Origin of the sequence: Actinomadura roseirufa (assembly GCF_900659635.1) — a bacterium.
GTDB classification, from domain to species: Bacteria; Actinomycetota; Actinomycetes; order Streptosporangiales; family Streptosporangiaceae; genus Spirillospora; species Spirillospora roseirufa.
On the sequence record NZ_CAACVB010000161.1, the window covers coordinates 1 to 18,277 of the forward strand.

Sequence of the window (18,277 nt, forward strand, 5' to 3'; positions counted from 1 at the left end):
CACGCGACGGCCGTCTCGTTGGCGTCGGCGGGGCGGACCACGTCCAGCCCGGGGATCGCCCGCAGCGCCCACAGGTGCTCGAGCGGCTCGGCGGGCGCGGGCCGGTCGACGAACGCCAACCCGCGGTCGGCGCGGAACAGGAACCCGACCCGGCCGTTGCCGCCGTGCTCGCCGCCGTCGGCGTTGTCGCGCGGGTCGACCGACCGCCAGTCATAGCCGGGGCCGCCCGCGGCGCTGATCGCGGTGATCAGCTCGGCGATGGTCTGGTCGGCGGCGACCGTCCCGTCGTCGCGGGGGCCGCTGTTGTCCTGCAGGCCGCTGACCACGATCAGGTCGGGGGACTTCAGCCCGTCGACGACGTCGCCCGCCAGCGTCCGCATCCGCGCGGCGGGGGTGTCGGGGTTGAGGCCGTCCAGCCCGGCGGTGGCGACGGCCAGCTCGCCGGGCCGGGCCGGGCGGGTGACCTCGCGGGTCAGGCCGCCGTCGGTGCGGCGCGGGGTGGCGGCGGGCAGCAGCCTGAAGTCGCCGAAGGAGTAGTCGAGGACCCCGGCGACGGCGCCGGGCAGCCGGTCGCCGACGTTCGCGGCGGGCAGCGGGGCGAGCGCGTCGTCCAGGACGACCCGCTCGGGGTTGGCGTCGCCCTCGCGGAGCAGGATGCCGCCGCGCGCGGTGCGGGTGCCGGCGCCCGCGCCGCCGGCGGCCTCGACGACGAACTCGCGGCCCTGCTCGTCGAGCAGCGCCACCGCCGACAGCCCGGCGTCGGCGATCTGCCGGGCCCGCTCGGCGACCAGCGCGGTCACCCGATGCGGGTCGGTGCCCGACAGCAGCGCCGTGGACACCTCCGCCGACGCCTCCAGCCACCGCTCGCGGCGCCGCGCCTCCTCGTACAGCCGCGCGTTCTCGATCGCGACGCCCGCCGCGGTGGCCAGCGCGGTCACCACGGCCTCGTCCTCCTCCCCGAACAGCTCCCCGCCGGCCTTCTCGGTGAGGTAGAGGTTGCCGAACACCTCGTCGCGGATCCGGATCGGGACACCCAGGAACGTGCGCATCGGCGGATGCCCCGCCGGGAAGCCGTACGACTCGGGGTGCCCTGACAGGTCCGGCAGCCGCAACGGCCGCGGATCCTTGATCAGCAGGCCGAGGATGCCGTGCCCGTGCGGCCAGTGCCCGATCTCCTCGATCTCCTCCTCGGTGACGCCCGTGGTGATGAACTCCACGAGCCGCTCACCCTCCTCGGCGATCACCCCCAGCGCCCCGTAGCGCGCGTCGACCAGGGTGACGGCGGCCTCGGTGATCCGCCGCAGCACCGTCGCCAGGTCCAGTTCGCCGCCGATCGACACCACGGCCTCCAGCAGAGCGTGCACCCGGTCACGAGTCCCGCGCGCCGCCTCCACGCGGACCTGGAGCTCCGTCAGCAGGTCGTCCAGTTGCATCTGCGGCAGGATCAGCCGCGCCCGGTCGGCACCGGTCCCAGACTCCTCAGGCACTCCGCCAGTATCGCCGACGCCGCCGCGCCCCGCGGCGGCGCCGAGGTTCTGCCCGATCGGGACCTTCGTCCCTAACGCCGCCGCGGCCGGTCCCGCACGCTGGGAGGATGCACCTCGACGGCAGCGGCCTGGAGATCCTCGGCCCGGACGAATGCCGGGCCCTGCTCCGGAAGGCCGAGATCGGCCGGATCGTCTTCACCCACCGCGCGCTCCCGGCCATCCAGCCGGTCACCTTCGTCCTGCACGGCGAGCACCTCGTGTTCCGGACCGCGCGCACCTCGCGGCTGCTCACCGCCGCCACCGGCACCATCGTCGCGTTCGAGGCCGACGAGATCGACGCCGCCGCCCGGACGGGCTGGTCGGTGGTCGCGGTCGGGCCCGCCCGCCGCGCCACCGAGCCCGCCGAGATCGGCGAGCTGCGCGCCCTTCCCCTGCGGAGCTGGGCGCCGGGCGAGCGGGACGAGTTCGTCGTGGTCCGGCCGCGGCTCGTCACCGGGCGCCGGATCCGCAGCGAGACGGGCACCCTGGCCGGCACGCCCCTTTCCTGACGGCGCTCGCATGGCGGCGCGGGTCCGGGGCGGGCGCGGGGCGGGCCCGCGCCCGGCTCGGGCGGAAGGGCCCACCGGTTCGGGACGAAGGTCCCTGCGCCGCAAGGGGTCGCGGGGACCAGTGTGGAGGCAGGCGGCCGGGCTCACCCAGCCCGGTCGCCGCCGATCCCCTCGCCCTCAGGAAGGCGCCCGTGCTCTCCCCCGACCACGCCGAGATCGTCCGATCGACACTGCCCGCCGTCGCCGCCCGCGGCACGGAGATCACGGGCCGGTTCTACTCGTCCATGTTCGCCGCGCGTCCAGAACTGCGGAACCTGTTCAACCAGGGCAACCAGGCCAACGGCGAGCAGCGGCGCGCCCTGGCGGGCGCGGTCGCCGCCTTCGCCGGGCCGCTGTGCGGGACGGACGCGGGGCCCTCCCCGCAGCGGCTGCTGACCCGCATCGCGCACAAGCACGCCTCGCTCGGCGTGCGCCCCGAGCAGTACACGATCGTGGGACGGCACCTGCTCGACGCCGTCGGCGCCGTCCTCGGCGACGCCGTCACCCCCGAGGTGCGCGACGCCTGGTCGGAGGTCTACTGGCTGTTCGCGACCCTCCTCATCGCCGAGGAGGCGCGGCTCTACCGGGACGCCGGCCGCGACCCTGCCGCCGTGTACCGGCCCTGGCGCGTCCTGGAGCGCCGCGCGGAGGCCGAGGACGTCCTGTCGTTCACGCTCCGCCCGGCCGACGGCGCCGAGGCCCCCCGCCACCGTCCCGGCCAGTACGTGTCGGTGGCGGTCGACCTGCCCGGCGGGCCGCGCCAGCCCCGCCAGTACACCCTGTCCCGCGCGGCGGACGGCGTCTCGGCGCAGATCACCGTCCGCCGGGTCCGCGGCGCCGGGGACGCCCCCGACGGGGCGGTGTCGACGTACCTGCACCGCGAGGTCGGCGCCGGGGACGAACTGCTGCTCTCCCCGCCGTTCGGCGACCTCGCCCTCGACGACGGCCCCGACCCGCTGGTCCTGGTCAGCGCGGGCATCGGCATCACGCCGGTCGCCGCGATGCTCGACCACCTGGCCTCCGTCCAGCCGGGACGCCGGGTCGTCGCGCTGCACGCCCGACCGGTCCCCCGCCGTCCACGCGCTGCGCGCCCAGACCGAGGCCGCCGCCGCCCGGATCCCCGGCCTGCGCTCCTTCACCTGGTACGAGGAGCCGGGCGCGGAGGCCCCGCCCGGCGCCCTCCGCGGCCGCATCGACATGGACGACCTGCCCGTCGGCGTCCCCGCCAAGGCCCGCGCCTACCTCTGCGGCCCGATCCCGTTCATGCGGGACGTCCGGCGCGGCCTCCTGGCCGCGGGCGTCGGCGAGGAGCGCGTCCACTACGAGGTCTTCGGCCCCGACCTGTGGCAGCGGGGCTGACGCCGCCCCGGTCGCACCGGCGCCCTCCGCCGGTGCGCCCGGGTGCGGGGCCGCTCCTCCCGGCTCAGTCCGCCGCCAGCTCGACGAGCAGGTCGTTGAGGCGGTTGACGAAGGCGGCGGGGTCCTCGACCCGCGCGCCGAGGGTGAGGACGGCCTGGCTGAACAGGACGTGGGCCCAGTCGTCCAGGCGCGGGTCGTCCTGGCGGCGGTTCAGGCGCTCGATCAGCGGATGCCCGGGGTTGATCTCCAGCACCGGCTGGTTGGGCAGCCCGGTCCCCTGGAGCCGCCGCACCAGGTTGAGGTCGGTCTCGGCCTCGTTCGCGACGATGCAGGCGGGGGACGTGGTGAGGCGGCTCGTCACCCGGACGTCGAACGCCTGGCCGTCCAGGACCTCCTTCAGCCTGCCGACCAGCCCGGCGTAGTCGCCGGCGGCCCGTTCGGCGGCCTCCTTCTCGGCCTCGTCGGCCAGGTCGCCGAAGTCGGGGTCGCCCTGGGCGACCGACTGCAGCCGGTGCCCGCCGTACTCGCGCAGGAGACCCGTCACGACCCAGTTGTCCACGACCTCGCCGAGCAGGAGCACCTCGACGCCCTTCTTCCGGAACACCTCCAGGTGCGGACTGGCGGCGGCGGAGGCCAGGCTCGGGGCGAGCAGGTAGTAGATCTTGTCCTGGCCCTCCTTCATCCGGCCCACGTAGTCGGCGAACGAGACGTCCGCGTCCTGGGTGCCGCTGTGGGTGGAGGTGAACCGCAGCAACTCGGCGATGTCGTCGCGGTTGTCGTAGTCGTCGGCGATGCCCTCCTTGAGGACGGCACCGAACTCCTTCCAGAAGGCGGCGTACTTCTCCGGCTCGTTCTGGGCGAGGTCCTTGAGGAGCTTGAGCACGCGCTTGACCGCCGCCGAGCGGATGTGGTCGAGGGCCTGGCTGCTCTGCAGGATCTCCCGGGAGACGTTCAGCGGCAGGTCGGCCGAGTCGATGATCCCGCGCACGAAGCGCAGGTAGCCCGGCATGATCTGGCCGGTGTCCTCCAGGATGAACACGCGCTGGACGTGCAGCCGGACGCCCTGGCGGGCCTGCCGCGCCCACAGGTCGTAGGGGGCCTGCGACGGGACGAACAGCAGCAAGGTGTACTCGTACCGGCCCTCGACCTTGGCGTGCAGGTGGGCGAGCGGGTCGGCGAAGTCGTTGCTGACATGCCGGTAGTAGTCGTTGTAATCGCGGTCGGTGAGGTCGCCCTTGGGGCGGGTCCACAGCGCGGACGCCCGGTTGACCGGCTTCTCCTCCGCCTTCCCGGCCGTTTCGGGCACCGTTCCGGCAGCATTCTCCGCATCCGTTTCCGCGGGCGTCTCCCGTTCCGTCCGCGGCTCGGGCATCACGATCGGCGTGCCGATGTGGTCGGAGTACTTCTGGATGATCGAGCGCAACCGGTAGTCGTTGAGCAGGTCGTCCTCGCCGTCGCGCAGATGCAGGACGATCGTGGTGCCCCGTTCCGGCCGCTCGACGGCCGCCAGCGTGTACGAGCCCTTGCCGTCGGACTCCCAGCGGACCGCCTCGCTCGCCGGCAGGCCGGCCCGGCGGGTGGTCAGGACCACGCGCTCGGCCACCACGAAGGCCGAGTAGAAGCCCACCCCGAACTGCCCGATCAGCGCCGCGTCGCCGCGCTGGTCGCCGGTCAGCGCCCCGAGGAACTCCCTGGTGCCGGACTTGGCGATGGTCCCGATGTTCTCCATCACCTCGTCCCGGCTCATCCCGATGCCGTTGTCCGCGATGGTGATCGTCCCCGCGTCCCGGTCGAACCCGACGCGGATGCGCGGCTCCTCGCCGTCCTCCTCCAGGCCGGGCCGGGAGAACCGCTCGAAGCGGAGCCGGTCGATCGCGTCGGAGGCGTTCGAGATCAGTTCCCTGAGGAATATCTCCTTGTTGCCGTAAAGGGAATGCGCCATCAGATCCAGGATCCGGGCCACCTCCGCCTGGAAACCGAAACGCTCCTCTTCGGCTTCGACGGTCATCGATTCGCCTCCCCGCGTCATCAGATTCACGACCGCAACAGCCTAGCCAAGCGGGGGCGTCCCCTCCGGCCGTTCCCGCACCCGCCCGGTGACACGCGGCGCCTCCCGCCGCCTTGCGCCGGGAGGACCGCGGAGTTAGGTTGGCCAAGTGGACAAGGCGATTGAACAAGGCGGTCGGCCAAGCAGTGTCGTGCAGGGGGCCGCCACCCGAGCGATGATCATGACGGCGACGGTGGCACTGATCGCCGAGGTGGGCTGGGGGCAGGTCACCACGCGGGCGATCGCGACGCGGGCCGGGGTACCGCACGGGGCGGTCAGCTACCACTTCCGGGGCAAGGACGACCTGCTCCGGCAGGCCGCGATCGCGGGAACGCTGCAGGCCCTCGCCGAGCCGCTGGCGCTCGCGCGGCAGGCCCGCGACGTCCACGAGGTGCTCGAGGGCACCCTCGCCTGGTTCGCCTCCGGCGGGCTGCGCGACCCGTCGACGGTGCTGCTGCTGGAGACACTGCGGCAGTCCATGCTGGACTCCGCCCTGCGCGAGCCGATCGCGACCGCGTTGCGGACGTTCCGCGCCGAGCTCACCGAGCTGGTCCGGCGGGACCAGGAGAGCGGTGAGGTGGTCGCGGGCCCGCCCGCGGCGGGAACGGCGGTGCTCGTCGCGGCGCTCATGGACGGGCTGCTGATGCACATGATCCTCGATCCCGAGCTCGATATCGCGAACGCGGCCGAGGCCGCGCGCACACTCCTGAGAGGCGGATGATGGGACGACGTCGCTGGGGCACCCTGATGGCCGAGCACCGCCGGCTGGTGATCATCAGCTGGGCGGTGGTCCTCGTCTGCTGCGGGGTGAGCTTCCCCTTACTCTTCAACCAGCTCAAGGCGCCCAACTACGGCGTGGAGGGAGCGCCGTCCACCCGCGCCACGGCGCTCGTGCGCGAGCACTTCGCCGGGCAGGGCAACGAGCAGGACGTCATCGTGTTCGACACCGCGCGGGGGCGGATCTCCGACCCGGCCCCGCGGGCCGCCGTGGAGCGGGTCGTGGCGCAGGCCCGGCGTGAGAAGGGCGTCGTCACGGTCATCAGTCCCTTCGATCCCCAGGCGAGAGGCCAGGTGTCCAGGGACGGGCGCGCCGCCCTCGCCGTCGTCGGGCTCAAGGGGAACGGCCACCAGCTCCCCACCCGGGCGGCCGACCTCCAGGACGCGATCCACGAGGCCGACAAGGGCGGCGTGGCGGCCTACCTCACCGGCTACTCCCCGATCACCAACGACCAGACCGCGGTGCAGAGCGCCGACGCCGAGCGCGCCGAGTCCGTGGGCCTGCCGGTCGCGCTCGTGGTCATGGTGCTGGCGTTCGGCGCCCTGATGGCCGCCGTCCTGCCGCTGCTGCTGGCCCTGGCGGGGCTGATGCTGACCTTCGGCGTGATCTACCTGCTCACGTTCGGGTTCACCTTCGACGCGTTCCTGCTGACGATCGTCACGATGATCGGGACGGGCATCGGCATCGACTACGCGATGTTCATCGTCAGCCGCTTCCGGGAGGAACTGGCCCGGCGCGGGGTGGCCAGGGGCGGCGAGCGGCGGCCCGAGGCGGTCGCGGAGGCCGCCGGCGTCGCGGTCGCGACGTCCGGCCGGACGGTCCTGTTCTCGGGCGTCATCGTCGCGATCTCCGTGTGCTCGCTGTTCATCATGGACTCCCCGGTGTTCCGCGAGATCTCCACCGGCGTGCTGGTCTCGGTGATCTGCACCCTCGCGGCGGCGCTGACGCTGCTGCCCGCCATGCTCGCCGTCCTCGGCCCGCGGGTGAACGCCGGATCGCTGCCCCGCCGCTGGCGGCCGGCCGACCTGCGCGACGGCGCGAGCGCCGAGCACGGGCCGTGGGCGCGCTGGGCGCACCTGATCATGCGGCGGCCGGTGGTCTCGGCGGTGCTGGCCACCGCCGTGCTGGTCCTGGCCGCGCTGCCGGTCGCGAGCCTGAGGTACGGCATCGACCTCGGTACCGCCTCCCTCGAAGGACGCCCGTCCGCCAAGGCCCAGAAGATCCTTGAACGCTCCTTCAGCCCGGGGGCGGTGTCGCCGGTGCAGATCGTCATCACCGGCCCGGACGACGCGCCGCTCGACGCCCAGGGGCAGCAGGAGGCGCGCAAGGTCATGGCGCTGGTCGCGCGGGACCGGCGGGTGGCGGACGTCGAGGCCGTCCCGTCCGGCGGGCGGGTGCTGCTGAACGCCGTCCCCTCGGTGTCCATCGACTCCACCGACGCCACGGCGCTCGTCAAGCACATCCGGGACGGCATCGCCCCGCAGGCCGCCGGGCAGCAGGTGGTCGTGGGCGGCGCCACCGCCACCTTCGTCGACCTCTCCCACGAGACGACGGGCAAGCTCCCGTACGTGATGGCGCTGGTGCTCGGCCTGTCGCTGCTGTTCCTGCTCCTGGTGTTCCGCAGCATCGCGCTCCCGGTCAAGGCCGTGCTGATGAACCTGCTCGTCACCGCCTCCGCGATCGGCCTGACCGTCGCTGTCTTCCAGCACGGCCACGGTGAGGGCCTGCTCGGTTTCACCAGCACCGGCTTCCTTCAGGTCTATCTGCCGATCACCGTGTTCGTCCTGCTGTTCGGCCTCTCGATGGACTACGAGGTGTTCCTCGTCCGCCGGATCAAGGAGGCGTGGGAGGAGGGGCACGACAACGCCGCCGCCGTCGCGACCGGCATCGAGCACACGGCCCGGCCCATCGCCGCGGCGGCGGCGATCATGGTGGCGGTGTTCGGCGGCTTCCTCACCGCCGGGATCCTGGAGCTCAAGGAGTTCGGTCTCTCGCTGGCCATCGCGATCGCGCTGGACGCCACCCTGGTGCGGCTGGTGCTCGTCCCGGCGCTGATGAAGCTGGTCGGCGACTGGAACTGGTGGCTGCCCGGAGGCCTCGGCCGCCGGCTGCCGCAGGCCGGCGAGGGCGGCCGGCCGACGGCCGGCGCCCAGGTCGCCGGCGGGCACGACGGAGCCTGACCGACCCCCCGCCACCGGCGCGGGCGCCCGGCCCCGGGGCGCCCGCGCCGCCTTCCCCAGAGGTGTCGCATGCATTCATCGGACAAGACGGCGCGGAGCGAGATCTGCGACCGGGCTCTGCGGCTGTTCGCCGACAACGGCGCCGACAACGTCAGCCTCCGCCAGGTCGCCGCCGCGGCCGAGGTCTCACCGAGCCTGGTCGTCCACCACTTCGGCGGGAAGGCGGGGCTGCGCGAGGCCGTCAACGACCGCAGCCTCGCCGTCTTCCGGCGGTTCGCCGAGAGCGTCGGCGCGTCCGGGCGCCACGGCGCGGACGCCGCCCTGGACGACTTCCTGCCCGGCCGGCTGCTGGCCTTCCTGTCCGCCGACTCGCCGGTGCCGGCCCACCTGTGCGGGCTGCTGCTGAGCGACGACCAGGCCGGCCGGCAGATCTTCCGGCGCTGGCACCAGCTGAAGCTGGCCCGGCTGGAGGCGGCGGACGGCGCGGCCCGCGCCGTCCGGGGCGCCGAGGACCGGGCGCGCCGCGCGGCCTGGCTCACCGTCAACGAGATCGCCGTGCTGCTGCTGCGGGACCAGATCAGGGCCCTGCTCGGCGGGGATCCGCTCGGGCCCGAGGAGGCGGCGCGGTGGGCCGAGCTGAGCACGGACGCCGGCCGGGACGCCCCCGGCGCGGCCGGACGCGGGACGTGCCCGGGAGAGCGGCGGTGACGCTCACAGCTCCCGGAACGCGGCCGCCGCGGGACGCCGCGGCGAGCGCGGGAACCCGGCGGCGGGACGGCCCAGCCGCGCCACGAAGAAGACGCGTCCGGGCACCCCGAAGCGGCGTTGCAGCGCGCGGCGGAGGTCCTCGTGCTGGATCACGATGCTGACCGGGTGCAGGACGAGGCCGGCGGCGGTGGCGGCGAGCCAGTAGTCCGCCAGGACGGCCGACGCCGCGAGGACGTCGCGCACGCCGGGCTCCTGCTCGGGCAGGCTCATCATCACGATGACCGGTGAGCGCCGCACGACGGCGGCGAGCCGGCCGGCGAGGAGGCGCGGGTAGCCGGCCCGGCCGAGCACCGCCATGGCGGCGGGCGCCAGCGCGAGGCGCCTGGCCCAGCGGTCGCGGGCGGGCATCGGCCCGAACAGGTGCTCCAGCGTGAACCCGTCGCCGCGCTCGGCCGCCTCGGCGGCGCTCCACCGCAGGAAGGAGTGCGTCTCCCGCCACGCGCCGCCGTGGGCGAAGTCCCGGCCGGCGTGCCGTGCGACGAAGTCGGCGAAGCGGGCGCGCTCGGGCCACGAGGCGAGCCGCCGGACGGCGACCGCCGGCCCGTCACCCATGCTCGCGGGGCCCGTGCCAGCGGGACCGGTGCTCGCGGGGCCGGTCCCTCCGGGGACGGTGCCTCCCGGGCGTTCGAGGGCGGTGAGCAGCTCGGGTTCCACGGCACCGGACCGGTAGGGCGCCCGGTTGGTGTGCCGCCGCCGCGCGAGGGCGCGCAGCTCGCCGAGGTCGCCGAGGTCGCCGTCCGGCTCGCCGGCGCGGCGGAACTCGGCCGCGCACAGCGGCTCCCACGAGGGTGGGAGGCCGAGGGCGGGCGGCGCCCCCGGGCCCGCGACCGTCTCGGACCGCTCGGCCACCCACCCCTGGGCGGCCAGCGCCCGCTGGAGGAGGCGCCAGTACAGCCCGCAGCTGAGCAGCATCTCCGCGGCGTGCGCGGGCAGCGCGCCGAGCCGCCGCTCGCGGTCCAGGGCGAGGACGAGATACTCCCGCCCCGCCCGCGGGCCGCCGAGGACGGCGGCGGCCCGGCGCCGGGCCGGGGCGCTCACCATCCCGGCGAGGCCCCAGGGCTGGCAGTTGTGCGACGAGGGGCTCAGCACGGCGACGTCCAGGGCCGCGGACAGGGCGTCCGCGAACGGGAGGACGGCGGTGGGCCGGGGCGTCCGCGCGGTCATCGGTCGTTCTCCGTTCTGCTGCCGGACCCGCCGTGCGGGGTGGCTCAGCGGTCGACGTCGGGCGGCAGCAGGAACGGGTAGGTCCGGCGCCGGATCCCGTTGTGCCAGAACCGGTCGGCCTTCCTGAGCCGCTGGATCAGCTCCCACATCCGCGCGTCCCCCTTGTAGTAGGCGGCGACCTCCTCCGCGGTGATGGGCCGGTCGAAACGCGCGTTGGCCTGGTCGAGGAATCCGGGGACCAGGCCGTCGAGGCGCTCCTTGTGCAGATTGCCGAGGAAGTCCAGGACCGCTCCCCGGGTCGAGTAGAACTTGTCGAAGATGGACTTGGTCATCGACACGCGGACCGCGTCCCGCAGGGCCCAGGGCAGCGAGGTGAAGAACAGCCGCACGTCCAGCACCTCTTTGCCGCGCCCGTCCCGCATCATGGGCGTGGTGACGTCGAGGTACACCAGGTCGCCGTCGAGGTCGGTCCAGTTGGACGCCTGCGCGTCCAGTCCGAGGTCGGGCGCGACGGCCCGGTCGACGGTGTCGAGGAACCTCTTGAAGAAGCCGCGGGCCCACTCCTCGCTCTCGGTGTGCAGCAGCCGCGTGCACAGGCGCCCGGCGGGCAGTTCCTCCTGGACGCAGTAGGCGACGATGCGTCCGGAGGGGCGGGCCTGGTGCCAGAGCTTGGTCTCGGCGACCTTCAGCCCCCGGTCGCCCAGCCTCGACAGGTAGACGTCCAGGGACCGCCGGTACCGCTCGAAGCGCTGCCAAGAGGGGAAGACGGGCAGCCGCTTGCAGGCGAAGGACCCCCCGGGGGTGCTGAGCCTCAGGACGAGGGTGACCTCCCCGTAGCCGAGGACGTCCAGAGCGCTGTCGTCGATCGTGGCGAGCGCGCGCTGGACGCCCCGCTCCAGCTCGCGCAGCTCCTCGTCCGGAACCGTGAACGGCATGCCGGGCTCAGAGGTCGTCGCCGGCGAGGCCGTCACCGGGACCGCGCGAGGAGCGCAGCCGGAGCACCAGGGCGACGGCCGCGAGGACGAGGGCGATGCCGAGGACACGGCGAAGGTTCATCGGTTCTCTCCTTGGTGAGGGGCGCCCGCTGTCAGGCGCCGGTGAAGACGAGCACGGCGTTCTGGCCGCCGAACCCGAACGAGTGGCTGACCGCGACCTCGATCGCGCGCCGCCGCGGCGCGCCCGCCACGACGTCGATGCCGAGGTCCGGGTCGGGCCGGTCGTGGTTGGCCGTCGGCGGCACCGTGCCCCGCTCGATCGCGAGCACGGTGAGCACGGCCTCGATCGCGCCCGCCGCGCCGAGCGTGTGCCCGACGACGCCCTTGGCCGAGGTGACGGCGGCGTCGCCGCCGAACAGGCCGCGGACGACGCGCGCCTCCACCGCGTCGTTGAGCGGGGTCGAGGTGCCGTGCGCGTTGACGTGGGCGACGTCTGCGGGTTCCGCGCCGGCCTCGGCGAGGGCGGCGCGGACGGTGCGCGAGACCTGGGTTCCCTCGGGGTCGGGCGCGGTCATGTGGTGGGCGTCGGCGGAGGCGCCGTAGCCCGCCAGCCGGGCGCGGGTCCGCGCCCCTCGGGCGCGGGCGTCGGCCGCGCGCTCCAGGACGAGCACGGCGCTGCCCTCGCCGATGACGAAGCCGTCGCGGGCGGCGTCGAAGGGCCGGGACGCCGCCGCGGGGTCGGCGACCCGCCGGGACAGGGCGCCCATCTGCGCGAACCCGGCGACCAGCAGCGGCGTCACCGGGGCCTCGGTGCCGCCGGTGAGGACCACGTCGCAGTCGCCCCGCTGGAGCAGGCGCATCGCGGTGCCGATCGCGGTCGCGCCCGAGGCGCACGCGGTGGCCGTCACGAGGTTCGGGCCGGTGGCGCCGAACTCCATGGCGAGGTGCCCGGCGACCATGTTGGGCACGATGAGGGGGATCACGAGCGCGGACACGGCCCGCGGGCCCTCGGCCAGGAGCCGCTCGTGCTGGCGGGTCGCCGAGGAGTACCCGCCCGACCCGTTGCCGATGACGACGCCGACCCGCGCGCCGTCCCAGGTGGCGGGGTCGAGGGCGGCGTCGGCGACCGCCTCGCGGGCGGCCGGGATGGCGAGCTGGACGTGCCGGTCGTGCATCAGCGCGCTGCGCCGGCCGACGTGCTCGGCGGGCGAGAAGCCCGGCACCGCGCAGGCGATGTCGACGGGCAGGTCCGCGAGCCGGGGGTCCCTGGCCGCCGCGGACCGGCCCCTGCACACCCCCTCCCAGCTCGCCGCCGCGCCGATGCCCGCCGGGGTGACCAGGCCGATGCCGGTGACGGCGATCTCGGGCGGGCCGCCCGGCTCCCGCGGGTCACGCATCGCGCTCCCCCTCCCCGGCGCCCGCGGCGGCGCCGCCGGCGCCGTCCCCGAGGCTCGGCCACCGCAGGGTCACCGACCCCCAGGCCAGCCCGCCGCCGAAGGCCGTCAGCAGGACCCGGTCGCCGGGCCGCAGCCGCCCGGCGGCGCGGGCCTGGTCCAGGGCCAGCGGGATCGACGCCGCGGCCGTGTTGCCGACGTCGGCGATGTTGCTGAGCGCCCGTTCCCGGGGCAGGCCGAGCTCGTCGGCCAGATGGTCGGTGATCCGCTGGTTGGCCTGGTGGCACACCAGCCGGTCGACGTCCCGCGGCCGCCATCCGGCGCGGTCGAGCGCCGCCCCGGCCGACTGCGCCATCTGCTGCACGGCCCGCCAGAACACCGCCTTGCCTGCCATCGCGAAGAAGTGCTCGCGCGGGCCGGGCTCCGCGCCGGACAGCCGCTGCCGCGAACCGCCCGCCCGGACGGTGATGAGGCCGGCGCCGGCGCCGTCGCTGCCGAGGTCGAAGGGGCCGAGCGCCCCGGGCTCGGCGGGGTCGCCGGGGCGCAGCACCACCGCTCCCGCGCCGTCCCCGAAGATGACCGAGGTCGTCCGGTCGTCGGGGTCGAGGATGCTGGAGAACACGTCCGCGCCGATCACCAGGACGCGGCGGGCGATCCCCGCGCTGATGAGCCCGGTCCCGGCCGCGAGCGCGTAGACGAATCCGCTGCACACCGCCGCCACGTCGAAGGCGGCGGTGCTCCACAGCCCGAGCCTGGCGGCGACGTCGGGCGCCGTCGCCGGGCACGGGTGGTCGGGCGTCGCCGTGGCCAGCACGACCGCGTCGGCCTCCCCGCCGCCCGCCGACTTCAGCGCCCGCGCCCCGGCCTCGACGGCCAGGTCCGACACCGCCATGCCCGCGGACGCGACATGGCGGCGGCGCACCCCGGTGCGCGTGCGGATCCATTCGTCGGAGCTGCCGAGCCTGTTCGCCAGCTCCGCGTTCTCCACCGCGCGCGGCGGGAGCCAGCTTCCGATCCCTGTCACGACCGCGGTCCCCATCGGGCGCCTCCTGCCGATCACCGGGTTGCCGTGGACGGGACCACCTTGGCGCCGGGCGCTGACCGTGCCGCTGACGAGCCGCTGACGGCCCCGCCCGGCGCCCGGTCAGGCGGGTCGTCCCGCGTGCCGGCGGGCGCGGGGTCACTCCGCGGGCTCGCCCCGGATCGCCAGGACCGCCTCCGCGGACTCCAGCTCCGGGTCCTGGCCGAGGATCCGCCCGTACAGGCATCGCAGGCGGCGGCCCGGCCGGACGCCCAGCTCCTCGTCCAGCCGGTGCCGCGTGCGGTGGAACAGGTGAAGGGCCTCCGACTGGCGGCCCGCCCGGTAGAGCGCGAGCATCAGCAGCTCGCACAGCGGCTCGCGGGTGGGGTGGGAGGCGACCAGCCGCTGCAGCTCGGCGATGGCCCGGGTGTCGTCGGTGAGGAGCAGGCGGACCCGCACGAGGTCCTCCCACGCGCCGAGCCGCCGTTCCTCCAGGAGCGCCGCGGCGCCCCGGCAGCGGCGCCCCGTGCGGGTGTGGAGCAGCGCCGGGCCGGTCCACAGCCCGAGCCCCCTCTCCAGCAGGTCACGGGCCCTCTCGGGGCTGCCCGGCAGCGCCGCCGCGGCCCGCGAGGAGAGGTCGAGAAAACGGTTGCCGTCCACGAGTTCGCGGGGGATGTCGAGGACGTAGCCGTTGTAGGCGGCCCGCAGCGGAGGCCGCGGGCGGGCATCGCACTCGGTGCCCTGCGCCGGGCGGCCGCCGAGCATTCTGCGAATGCGCGTCGCGTGCGCCTGTAACGCATTGCGAGGATTTCTGAGAATTTCCCCCGGCCACAGCTCCTCGGTCAGCTCGTCGTGCGAGACGGTACGGCCCGCCTCCAGCGCGAGCGTGGCCAGCATGGCGCGCACCTTGCCGGCCCGCAGTTCGGTGCGGTCCCCTTCGACGACGACGGAGACGGTGCCCAGCAGATCGATGCGCACACCGTGCCCCTGAGCGTCTCCGGCAGGCGCTTGCCGCCGCCACATGACGTCAACAGTCATTGCCACCCTTACGTTGAACGGGGAAGCCTCTCGTGCCGGCCCGCCAGGGAGATCATCGGGCATTGCCCCCGCACTACCCGCAGAAATAGATCCGACAAGGGCCGAACAGCTGTTCAGTGGTCAGTCTTACAGACCGCATGTGAATCCCGCCATCCACCCGTGGGCCATTCCCGATCTCAACGCAAGTACCAATTTCGGTGTCGCCTCGTCCTTTCGTTGAGCCGATCACGTTGCCATCTCAACGCGATTACGATTCGAGCTTGACGTATCCGGGGTCGAGCCGGGTCCCGGCCGTCTCCTCCGTCACGGCGGCCATGGCCGAGAACGCGGCGACGAGCCCGTGGAAGGCGGGCGTGCGCGTGTCCGCCTCGAACTCCCGGGCCCCGGTGACCCGGATGACCTCGAAGTAGCGGGCCGGCCCGTCCCCGCCGGGCGCGCGCACCACGTCGAAGGCCAGCACGCTGGGCAGCTCGGGGCAGGTGGCGTAGTCGGCCTCGCGCACCCACGCCTCGAACTCGGCGGGGTCGGTGCCCGGGTGCAGCCGGATCGCGTGGACGATGATCTCCATGGTGCCGGGTCCTCTCATCCGCGGGGGGCGGGCCGCCGGGAGCCGAGCCCGAGGGCGCGCGCGATGTTGTTGCGCTGGATCTCGCTGGTGCCGGAGAAGATGCGCGCCGGCAGCGCGTCCCGCAGCAGGGCCGCGGCCTCCCCCTCCAGGACGCCGCCGGCGCCCCGCAGCTGGACGGCGTCCAGCCCGAGCTTGACCGCCGCCTCGCTGACCGCGAGCTTCGCCAGCGCCGAGGCGACCTCGCCGTCCTCGCCCGCCGACAGCCGGCGGGCGGCGTCGAAGAGCAGCAGCCGCGCCGACTCCAGGGCGAGGAGCATGTCCACGACGCGGTGGCCGACCGCCTGGAACTCCCCGATCGGCCTGCCGAACTGCTCGCGCTCGGCGGCGAAGGCGATGGTCGAGTCGAGCACCCGCCGCATCGCGCCCAGGTAGACGGCGAACAGGCACGTCCGCTCCCATTTCATGGACGCGGTGAAGACGCTCGCGCCCGCGCCCTCCGCGCCGAGGACGCAGTCGGCGGGCACCGCGCAGTCCTCGAGGTACACGTCGGCCGTGGGAGACCCGCGCAGCCCGGTCTTGTCGTAGGGGCGGCCGGTGCGCAGCCCCGGGTTCCCGGCCTCCACGACGAACGTCGTCAGGCCGAAGAAGCTCCCGGACGCGCCCGTGGCGGCCTGCACGACGAAGACGTCCGCGACGGGCGCGTTGGTCGTGAAGCACTTGACCCCGTTGAGGACGTAGTGCCCGTCCCGGCGTTCGGCCCGGGTGCGCAGGCCGAGGGCGTCCGACCCCGCCTCGGGTTCGGTGATGGCGTGGGCGGCGATCAGCTCGCCCGAGCACAGCCCGGGGAGCCAGCGCCGCTTCTGCTCGGGCGTCCCGAACTCCACCAGCGGCATCAGGCACGCGAACAGGTGCGCCGCCACCGAGAAGGCGAAGCCCGTGTCGGGGCAGCCCTCGCCGAGGGCCTCCATCACGGTGGCGGCGGACGTGGCGTCCAGGCCGCTGCCGCCGAACTCGGCCGGGACCGTGCCGCCGACCAGGCCCTGGTTCCCGGCGAGCCGCCACCGGCGCCGGAAACCGGCGGGTTCGAAGGCGCCGTCCCCGCCGAGGTCACGGCGGGCGAAGGCGAGCACCATCTCGCGCATCGCCTCCGTCTCCGTCCGCGTCTCCGTCCGCGCCTCCGTCCGCGGCTCTGTCCGCGTTTCCGTCGCGCCGCTTCCCGCGGACGCGCCTGTCGCGTGCGTGGTCTCCGGGGACGTGCTCCCCGGAGAGAGGTGAGTGGTCATCCGGTGTCCCCGTCCCTGTGGGCGTCTCGGTCGGCGTGCTCTTCTTCCTCGATGAGCAGGTGGTAGTTGATGCCGCCGGTGCCGAACGAGCTCACCCCGGCCCGGCGGGGCCGTCCCGGCTCCGCGGGCCAGGGCTCGGGCGCGGTCGGCAGCAGCGCCGGGATCTCGCCGAGGGGGAGGTCCGCGGCGGGCGCGTTCAGGTTGGCGTTCGGCGGGAAGGTGCGGGCGCGCAGGCTCAGCAGCGCCCGCAGCAGGCCCGCCCCGCCCGCGGCGGCGAAGGTGTGCCCGAAGGACGACTTCGCCGACCCGATCACCAGGGGCCGCGGCCGGCCCGGCTTGGCGTACACCTCGGCGGTGGCGGTGATCTCGACCCGGTCGCCGACCCGGGTGCCGGTCCCGTGGGCCTCCAGGTAGTCGACGGCGGACGGGTCGAAGTCGACCTGCCCGAACGCCTGGCGCATCGCGCGGACCTGCCCGTCGGCGTCCGGCGCGATGAGGGACCTGGCGTCGTTGCTCCCCCCGATGCCGCGCAGCAGCCCGTAGATCGTGTCGCCGTCGCGGACGGCGTCCGAGCGGCGCTTGAGCAGGAAGAGCGCGCACCCGTCGCCGGGGCTGAACCCGTCGGCGGCGGCGTCGAACGGCGTGATCCTGGTGTGCGACAGCAGCCCGAGCGCGGAGCACAGGACCATGTCGCGCGGGTTGCAGGCCAGCTCGACCCCGCCCGCGAGCGCGAACGCGGCCTCCCCCGAGCGCAGCGCGCCGAGCGCGAGGTCCAGCGCCGCCAGCGAGGACGCGCACGCCGCCTCGACCGCGACGGGCACCGCGTCCAGCCGGAACTCGCCGGCGACCAGCGCCGCCGTGCCGGAGGCGAGGCAGCCGTCCAGGTCCATGACCGACAGCGGCCCGGTGAGGGTGCGGTAGCGGTCCCGGACGCGGTCGAGCAGCCGGGCGCGGGCGCGCTCCGACAGCGCGGCGAGCGCGCCGAGCTCGGCGACGGCGGCCTCCAGCTCCCCGGCGGCGCGTTCGGCGTTGAGCCGCCGTTCCCTGGTCAGGCTCAGGTTGCTCCCGATCGCCACGACCCCGGGACGCCCGGCCAGGGCGTCCGTCCGCCCGTGGCGGGCCAGGGTCTCGGCGGCCACCGCGAGGGCGATGCGCTGGGCGGCGTCCATCGCCTCGTACCTTCGGGGCGTGATCCGGAGCCCGTCGGGCGGCGCGTCCGGCACCGGGACGGCCGCGCCCAGTTCGGTGTAGCTGTGGGTGAGGCTGACGCCGGTCCGCCGGTGGTAAAGGTCGCGGTCCAGGACCTCCTCCGGCAGGGGTCCGATCCGGTCGCGCCCGGAGCGGACGGCCCGCCAGAAGGCCGGGGCGTCGGGAGAGTCGGCGAAGCGCCCGCCGAAACCGACGACGGCGATCGGCTCCGGGCGGCTCGTGACCACCGCCGTGTCCCGGGGCCGGGCCGTCCGGCGCGGCCTTCGCGCGTCGTCGTCCTCCAGGATCAGGTGGCAGAGGGCGCCGGTCAGGGACGAGCCGCAGACCGCGGCGCGGCGCGGCGCAGGGCCGGGGCCGGCCGGCCAGGTCTCGGCGGTCCGGGCGCGGCGATGTAGTGCCCGAGCTCCAGTACGCGGATGCCGCTCAGGGGTGCGGTGCTCATGTGGTCCCCACTCCCGT

Annotated in this window: 15 protein-coding genes and 1 pseudogene; 6 read left to right on the plus strand and 10 right to left on the minus strand. The window is 74.8% G+C overall.

Annotation, left to right across the window (positions count from 1 at the left end):
- A partial coding sequence (locus E1291_RS27720; RefSeq protein ID WP_131741038.1) for a GAF domain-containing protein occupies positions 1–1,433 on the minus strand: 1,433 nt, incomplete at its 3' end.
- Between the two features lie 161 nt (positions 1,434–1,594).
- Between E1291_RS27720 and E1291_RS27725 the strand changes: the two genes are divergently transcribed.
- The 3 genes and pseudogenes from E1291_RS27725 (at position 1,595) to E1291_RS44935 (ending at position 3,433) form a co-directional block, all read left to right on the plus strand.
- The gene (locus E1291_RS27725; RefSeq protein WP_131741027.1) at positions 1,595–2,035 is read left to right on the plus strand and encodes a pyridoxamine 5'-phosphate oxidase family protein; all 441 of its coding nucleotides are present in this window, start codon (positions 1,595–1,597) and stop codon (positions 2,033–2,035) included.
- A gap of 284 nt (positions 2,036–2,319) precedes the next feature.
- Positions 2,320–2,562: pseudogene (locus tag E1291_RS45430) on the plus strand (globin domain-containing protein); the annotation flags it as partial.
- A 709-nt stretch (positions 2,563–3,271) separates the two neighbouring features.
- Positions 3,272–3,433 (plus strand): hypothetical protein, encoded by a 162-nt coding sequence (locus E1291_RS44935; RefSeq protein ID WP_306434485.1) that lies wholly within the window; start codon positions 3,272–3,274, stop codon positions 3,431–3,433.
- 64 nt (positions 3,434–3,497) lie between these two features.
- Here E1291_RS44935 and htpG read toward each other — a convergent pair whose 3' ends face one another.
- Positions 3,498–5,441: a molecular chaperone HtpG gene (gene htpG / locus E1291_RS27735; RefSeq protein WP_131741028.1), complete on the minus strand. Its 1,944-nt coding sequence runs from the start codon at positions 5,439–5,441 to the stop codon at positions 3,498–3,500.
- Positions 5,442–5,661: 220 nt separating this feature from the next.
- Between htpG and E1291_RS27740 the strand changes: the two genes are divergently transcribed.
- From E1291_RS27740 to E1291_RS27750, 3 genes are all read left to right on the plus strand, one after another.
- Positions 5,662–6,201: a TetR/AcrR family transcriptional regulator gene (locus E1291_RS27740; RefSeq protein ID WP_165495312.1), complete on the plus strand. Its 540-nt coding sequence runs from the start codon at positions 5,662–5,664 to the stop codon at positions 6,199–6,201.
- Positions 6,198–8,438, plus strand: coding sequence for an MMPL family transporter (locus E1291_RS27745; protein ID WP_207400969.1), 2,241 nt, complete (start codon positions 6,198–6,200; stop codon positions 8,436–8,438). Before E1291_RS27740 ends, E1291_RS27745 begins: the two co-directional genes overlap by 4 nt.
- 69 nt (positions 8,439–8,507) lie before the next feature.
- On the plus strand, positions 8,508–9,146 hold the full coding sequence (locus E1291_RS27750; protein WP_131741030.1) for a TetR/AcrR family transcriptional regulator: 639 nt from the start codon (positions 8,508–8,510) through the stop codon (positions 9,144–9,146).
- Positions 9,147–9,149: 3 nt separating this feature from the next.
- Here E1291_RS27750 and E1291_RS27755 read toward each other — a convergent pair whose 3' ends face one another.
- From E1291_RS27755 to E1291_RS27790, 8 genes are all read right to left on the minus strand, one after another.
- Positions 9,150–10,370 carry a nitroreductase family protein gene (locus E1291_RS27755; RefSeq protein ID WP_131741031.1) on the minus strand — a complete coding sequence of 407 codons (1,221 nt, stop codon included), beginning with the start codon at positions 10,368–10,370 and terminating at the stop codon, positions 9,150–9,152.
- 44 nt (positions 10,371–10,414) lie between these two features.
- Positions 10,415–11,305 carry a DUF6206 family protein gene (locus tag E1291_RS27760; protein WP_131741032.1) on the minus strand — a complete coding sequence of 297 codons (891 nt, stop codon included), beginning with the start codon at positions 11,303–11,305 and terminating at the stop codon, positions 10,415–10,417.
- 152 nt (positions 11,306–11,457) lie between these two features.
- Positions 11,458–12,702 (minus strand): beta-ketoacyl-[acyl-carrier-protein] synthase family protein, encoded by a 1,245-nt coding sequence (locus E1291_RS27765; protein WP_131741033.1) that lies wholly within the window; start codon positions 12,700–12,702, stop codon positions 11,458–11,460.
- Positions 12,695–13,738, minus strand: a complete 1,044-nt coding sequence (locus E1291_RS27770) for a beta-ketoacyl-ACP synthase III (protein ID WP_131741034.1) — start codon at positions 13,736–13,738, stop codon at positions 12,695–12,697. Before E1291_RS27770 ends, E1291_RS27765 begins: the two co-directional genes overlap by 8 nt.
- A 141-nt stretch (positions 13,739–13,879) precedes the next feature.
- Positions 13,880–14,698, minus strand: coding sequence for an AfsR/SARP family transcriptional regulator (locus E1291_RS27775; RefSeq protein ID WP_207400970.1), 819 nt, complete (start codon positions 14,696–14,698; stop codon positions 13,880–13,882).
- Between the two features lie 307 nt (positions 14,699–15,005).
- A complete protein-coding gene (locus tag E1291_RS27780; RefSeq protein WP_131741035.1) occupies positions 15,006–15,326 on the minus strand; it encodes a RedY/HapK family protein in 321 nt (106 codons plus the stop codon).
- A gap of 14 nt (positions 15,327–15,340) precedes the next feature.
- A complete protein-coding gene (gene redW / locus E1291_RS27785) occupies positions 15,341–16,609 on the minus strand; it encodes an L-prolyl-[peptidyl-carrier protein] dehydrogenase (protein ID WP_370771043.1) in 1,269 nt (422 codons plus the stop codon).
- Positions 16,606–18,277, minus strand: a 1,672-nt coding sequence (locus E1291_RS27790) for a beta-ketoacyl [acyl carrier protein] synthase domain-containing protein (protein WP_131741037.1), incomplete at its 5' end; no start/stop codon positions are given. The genes redW and E1291_RS27790, both read right to left, overlap by 4 nt.

Bases quoted from the DNA above. Each gene is read 5' to 3' on its own strand.
- E1291_RS27725 (WP_131741027.1), top strand. From the start codon at position 1,595: ATGCACCTCGACGGCAGCGGCCTGGAGATCCTCGGCCCGGACGAATGC.
- E1291_RS44935 (WP_306434485.1), top strand. From the start codon at position 3,272: ATGGACGACCTGCCCGTCGGCGTCCCCGCCAAGGCCCGCGCCTACCTC.
- htpG (WP_131741028.1), bottom strand. From the start codon at position 5,441: ATGACCGTCGAAGCCGAAGAGGAGCGTTTCGGTTTCCAGGCGGAGGTG.
- E1291_RS27740 (WP_165495312.1), top strand. From the start codon at position 5,662: ATGACGGCGACGGTGGCACTGATCGCCGAGGTGGGCTGGGGGCAGGTC.
- E1291_RS27745 (WP_207400969.1), top strand. From the start codon at position 6,198: ATGATGGGACGACGTCGCTGGGGCACCCTGATGGCCGAGCACCGCCGG.
- E1291_RS27750 (WP_131741030.1), top strand. From the start codon at position 8,508: ATGCATTCATCGGACAAGACGGCGCGGAGCGAGATCTGCGACCGGGCT.
- E1291_RS27755 (WP_131741031.1), bottom strand. From the start codon at position 10,370: ATGACCGCGCGGACGCCCCGGCCCACCGCCGTCCTCCCGTTCGCGGAC.
- E1291_RS27760 (WP_131741032.1), bottom strand. From the start codon at position 11,305: ATGCCGTTCACGGTTCCGGACGAGGAGCTGCGCGAGCTGGAGCGGGGC.
- E1291_RS27765 (WP_131741033.1), bottom strand. From the start codon at position 12,702: ATGCGTGACCCGCGGGAGCCGGGCGGCCCGCCCGAGATCGCCGTCACC.
- E1291_RS27770 (WP_131741034.1), bottom strand. From the start codon at position 13,738: ATGGGGACCGCGGTCGTGACAGGGATCGGAAGCTGGCTCCCGCCGCGC.
- E1291_RS27780 (WP_131741035.1), bottom strand. From the start codon at position 15,326: ATGGAGATCATCGTCCACGCGATCCGGCTGCACCCGGGCACCGACCCC.
- redW (WP_370771043.1), bottom strand. From the start codon at position 16,609: ATGACCACTCACCTCTCTCCGGGGAGCACGTCCCCGGAGACCACGCAC.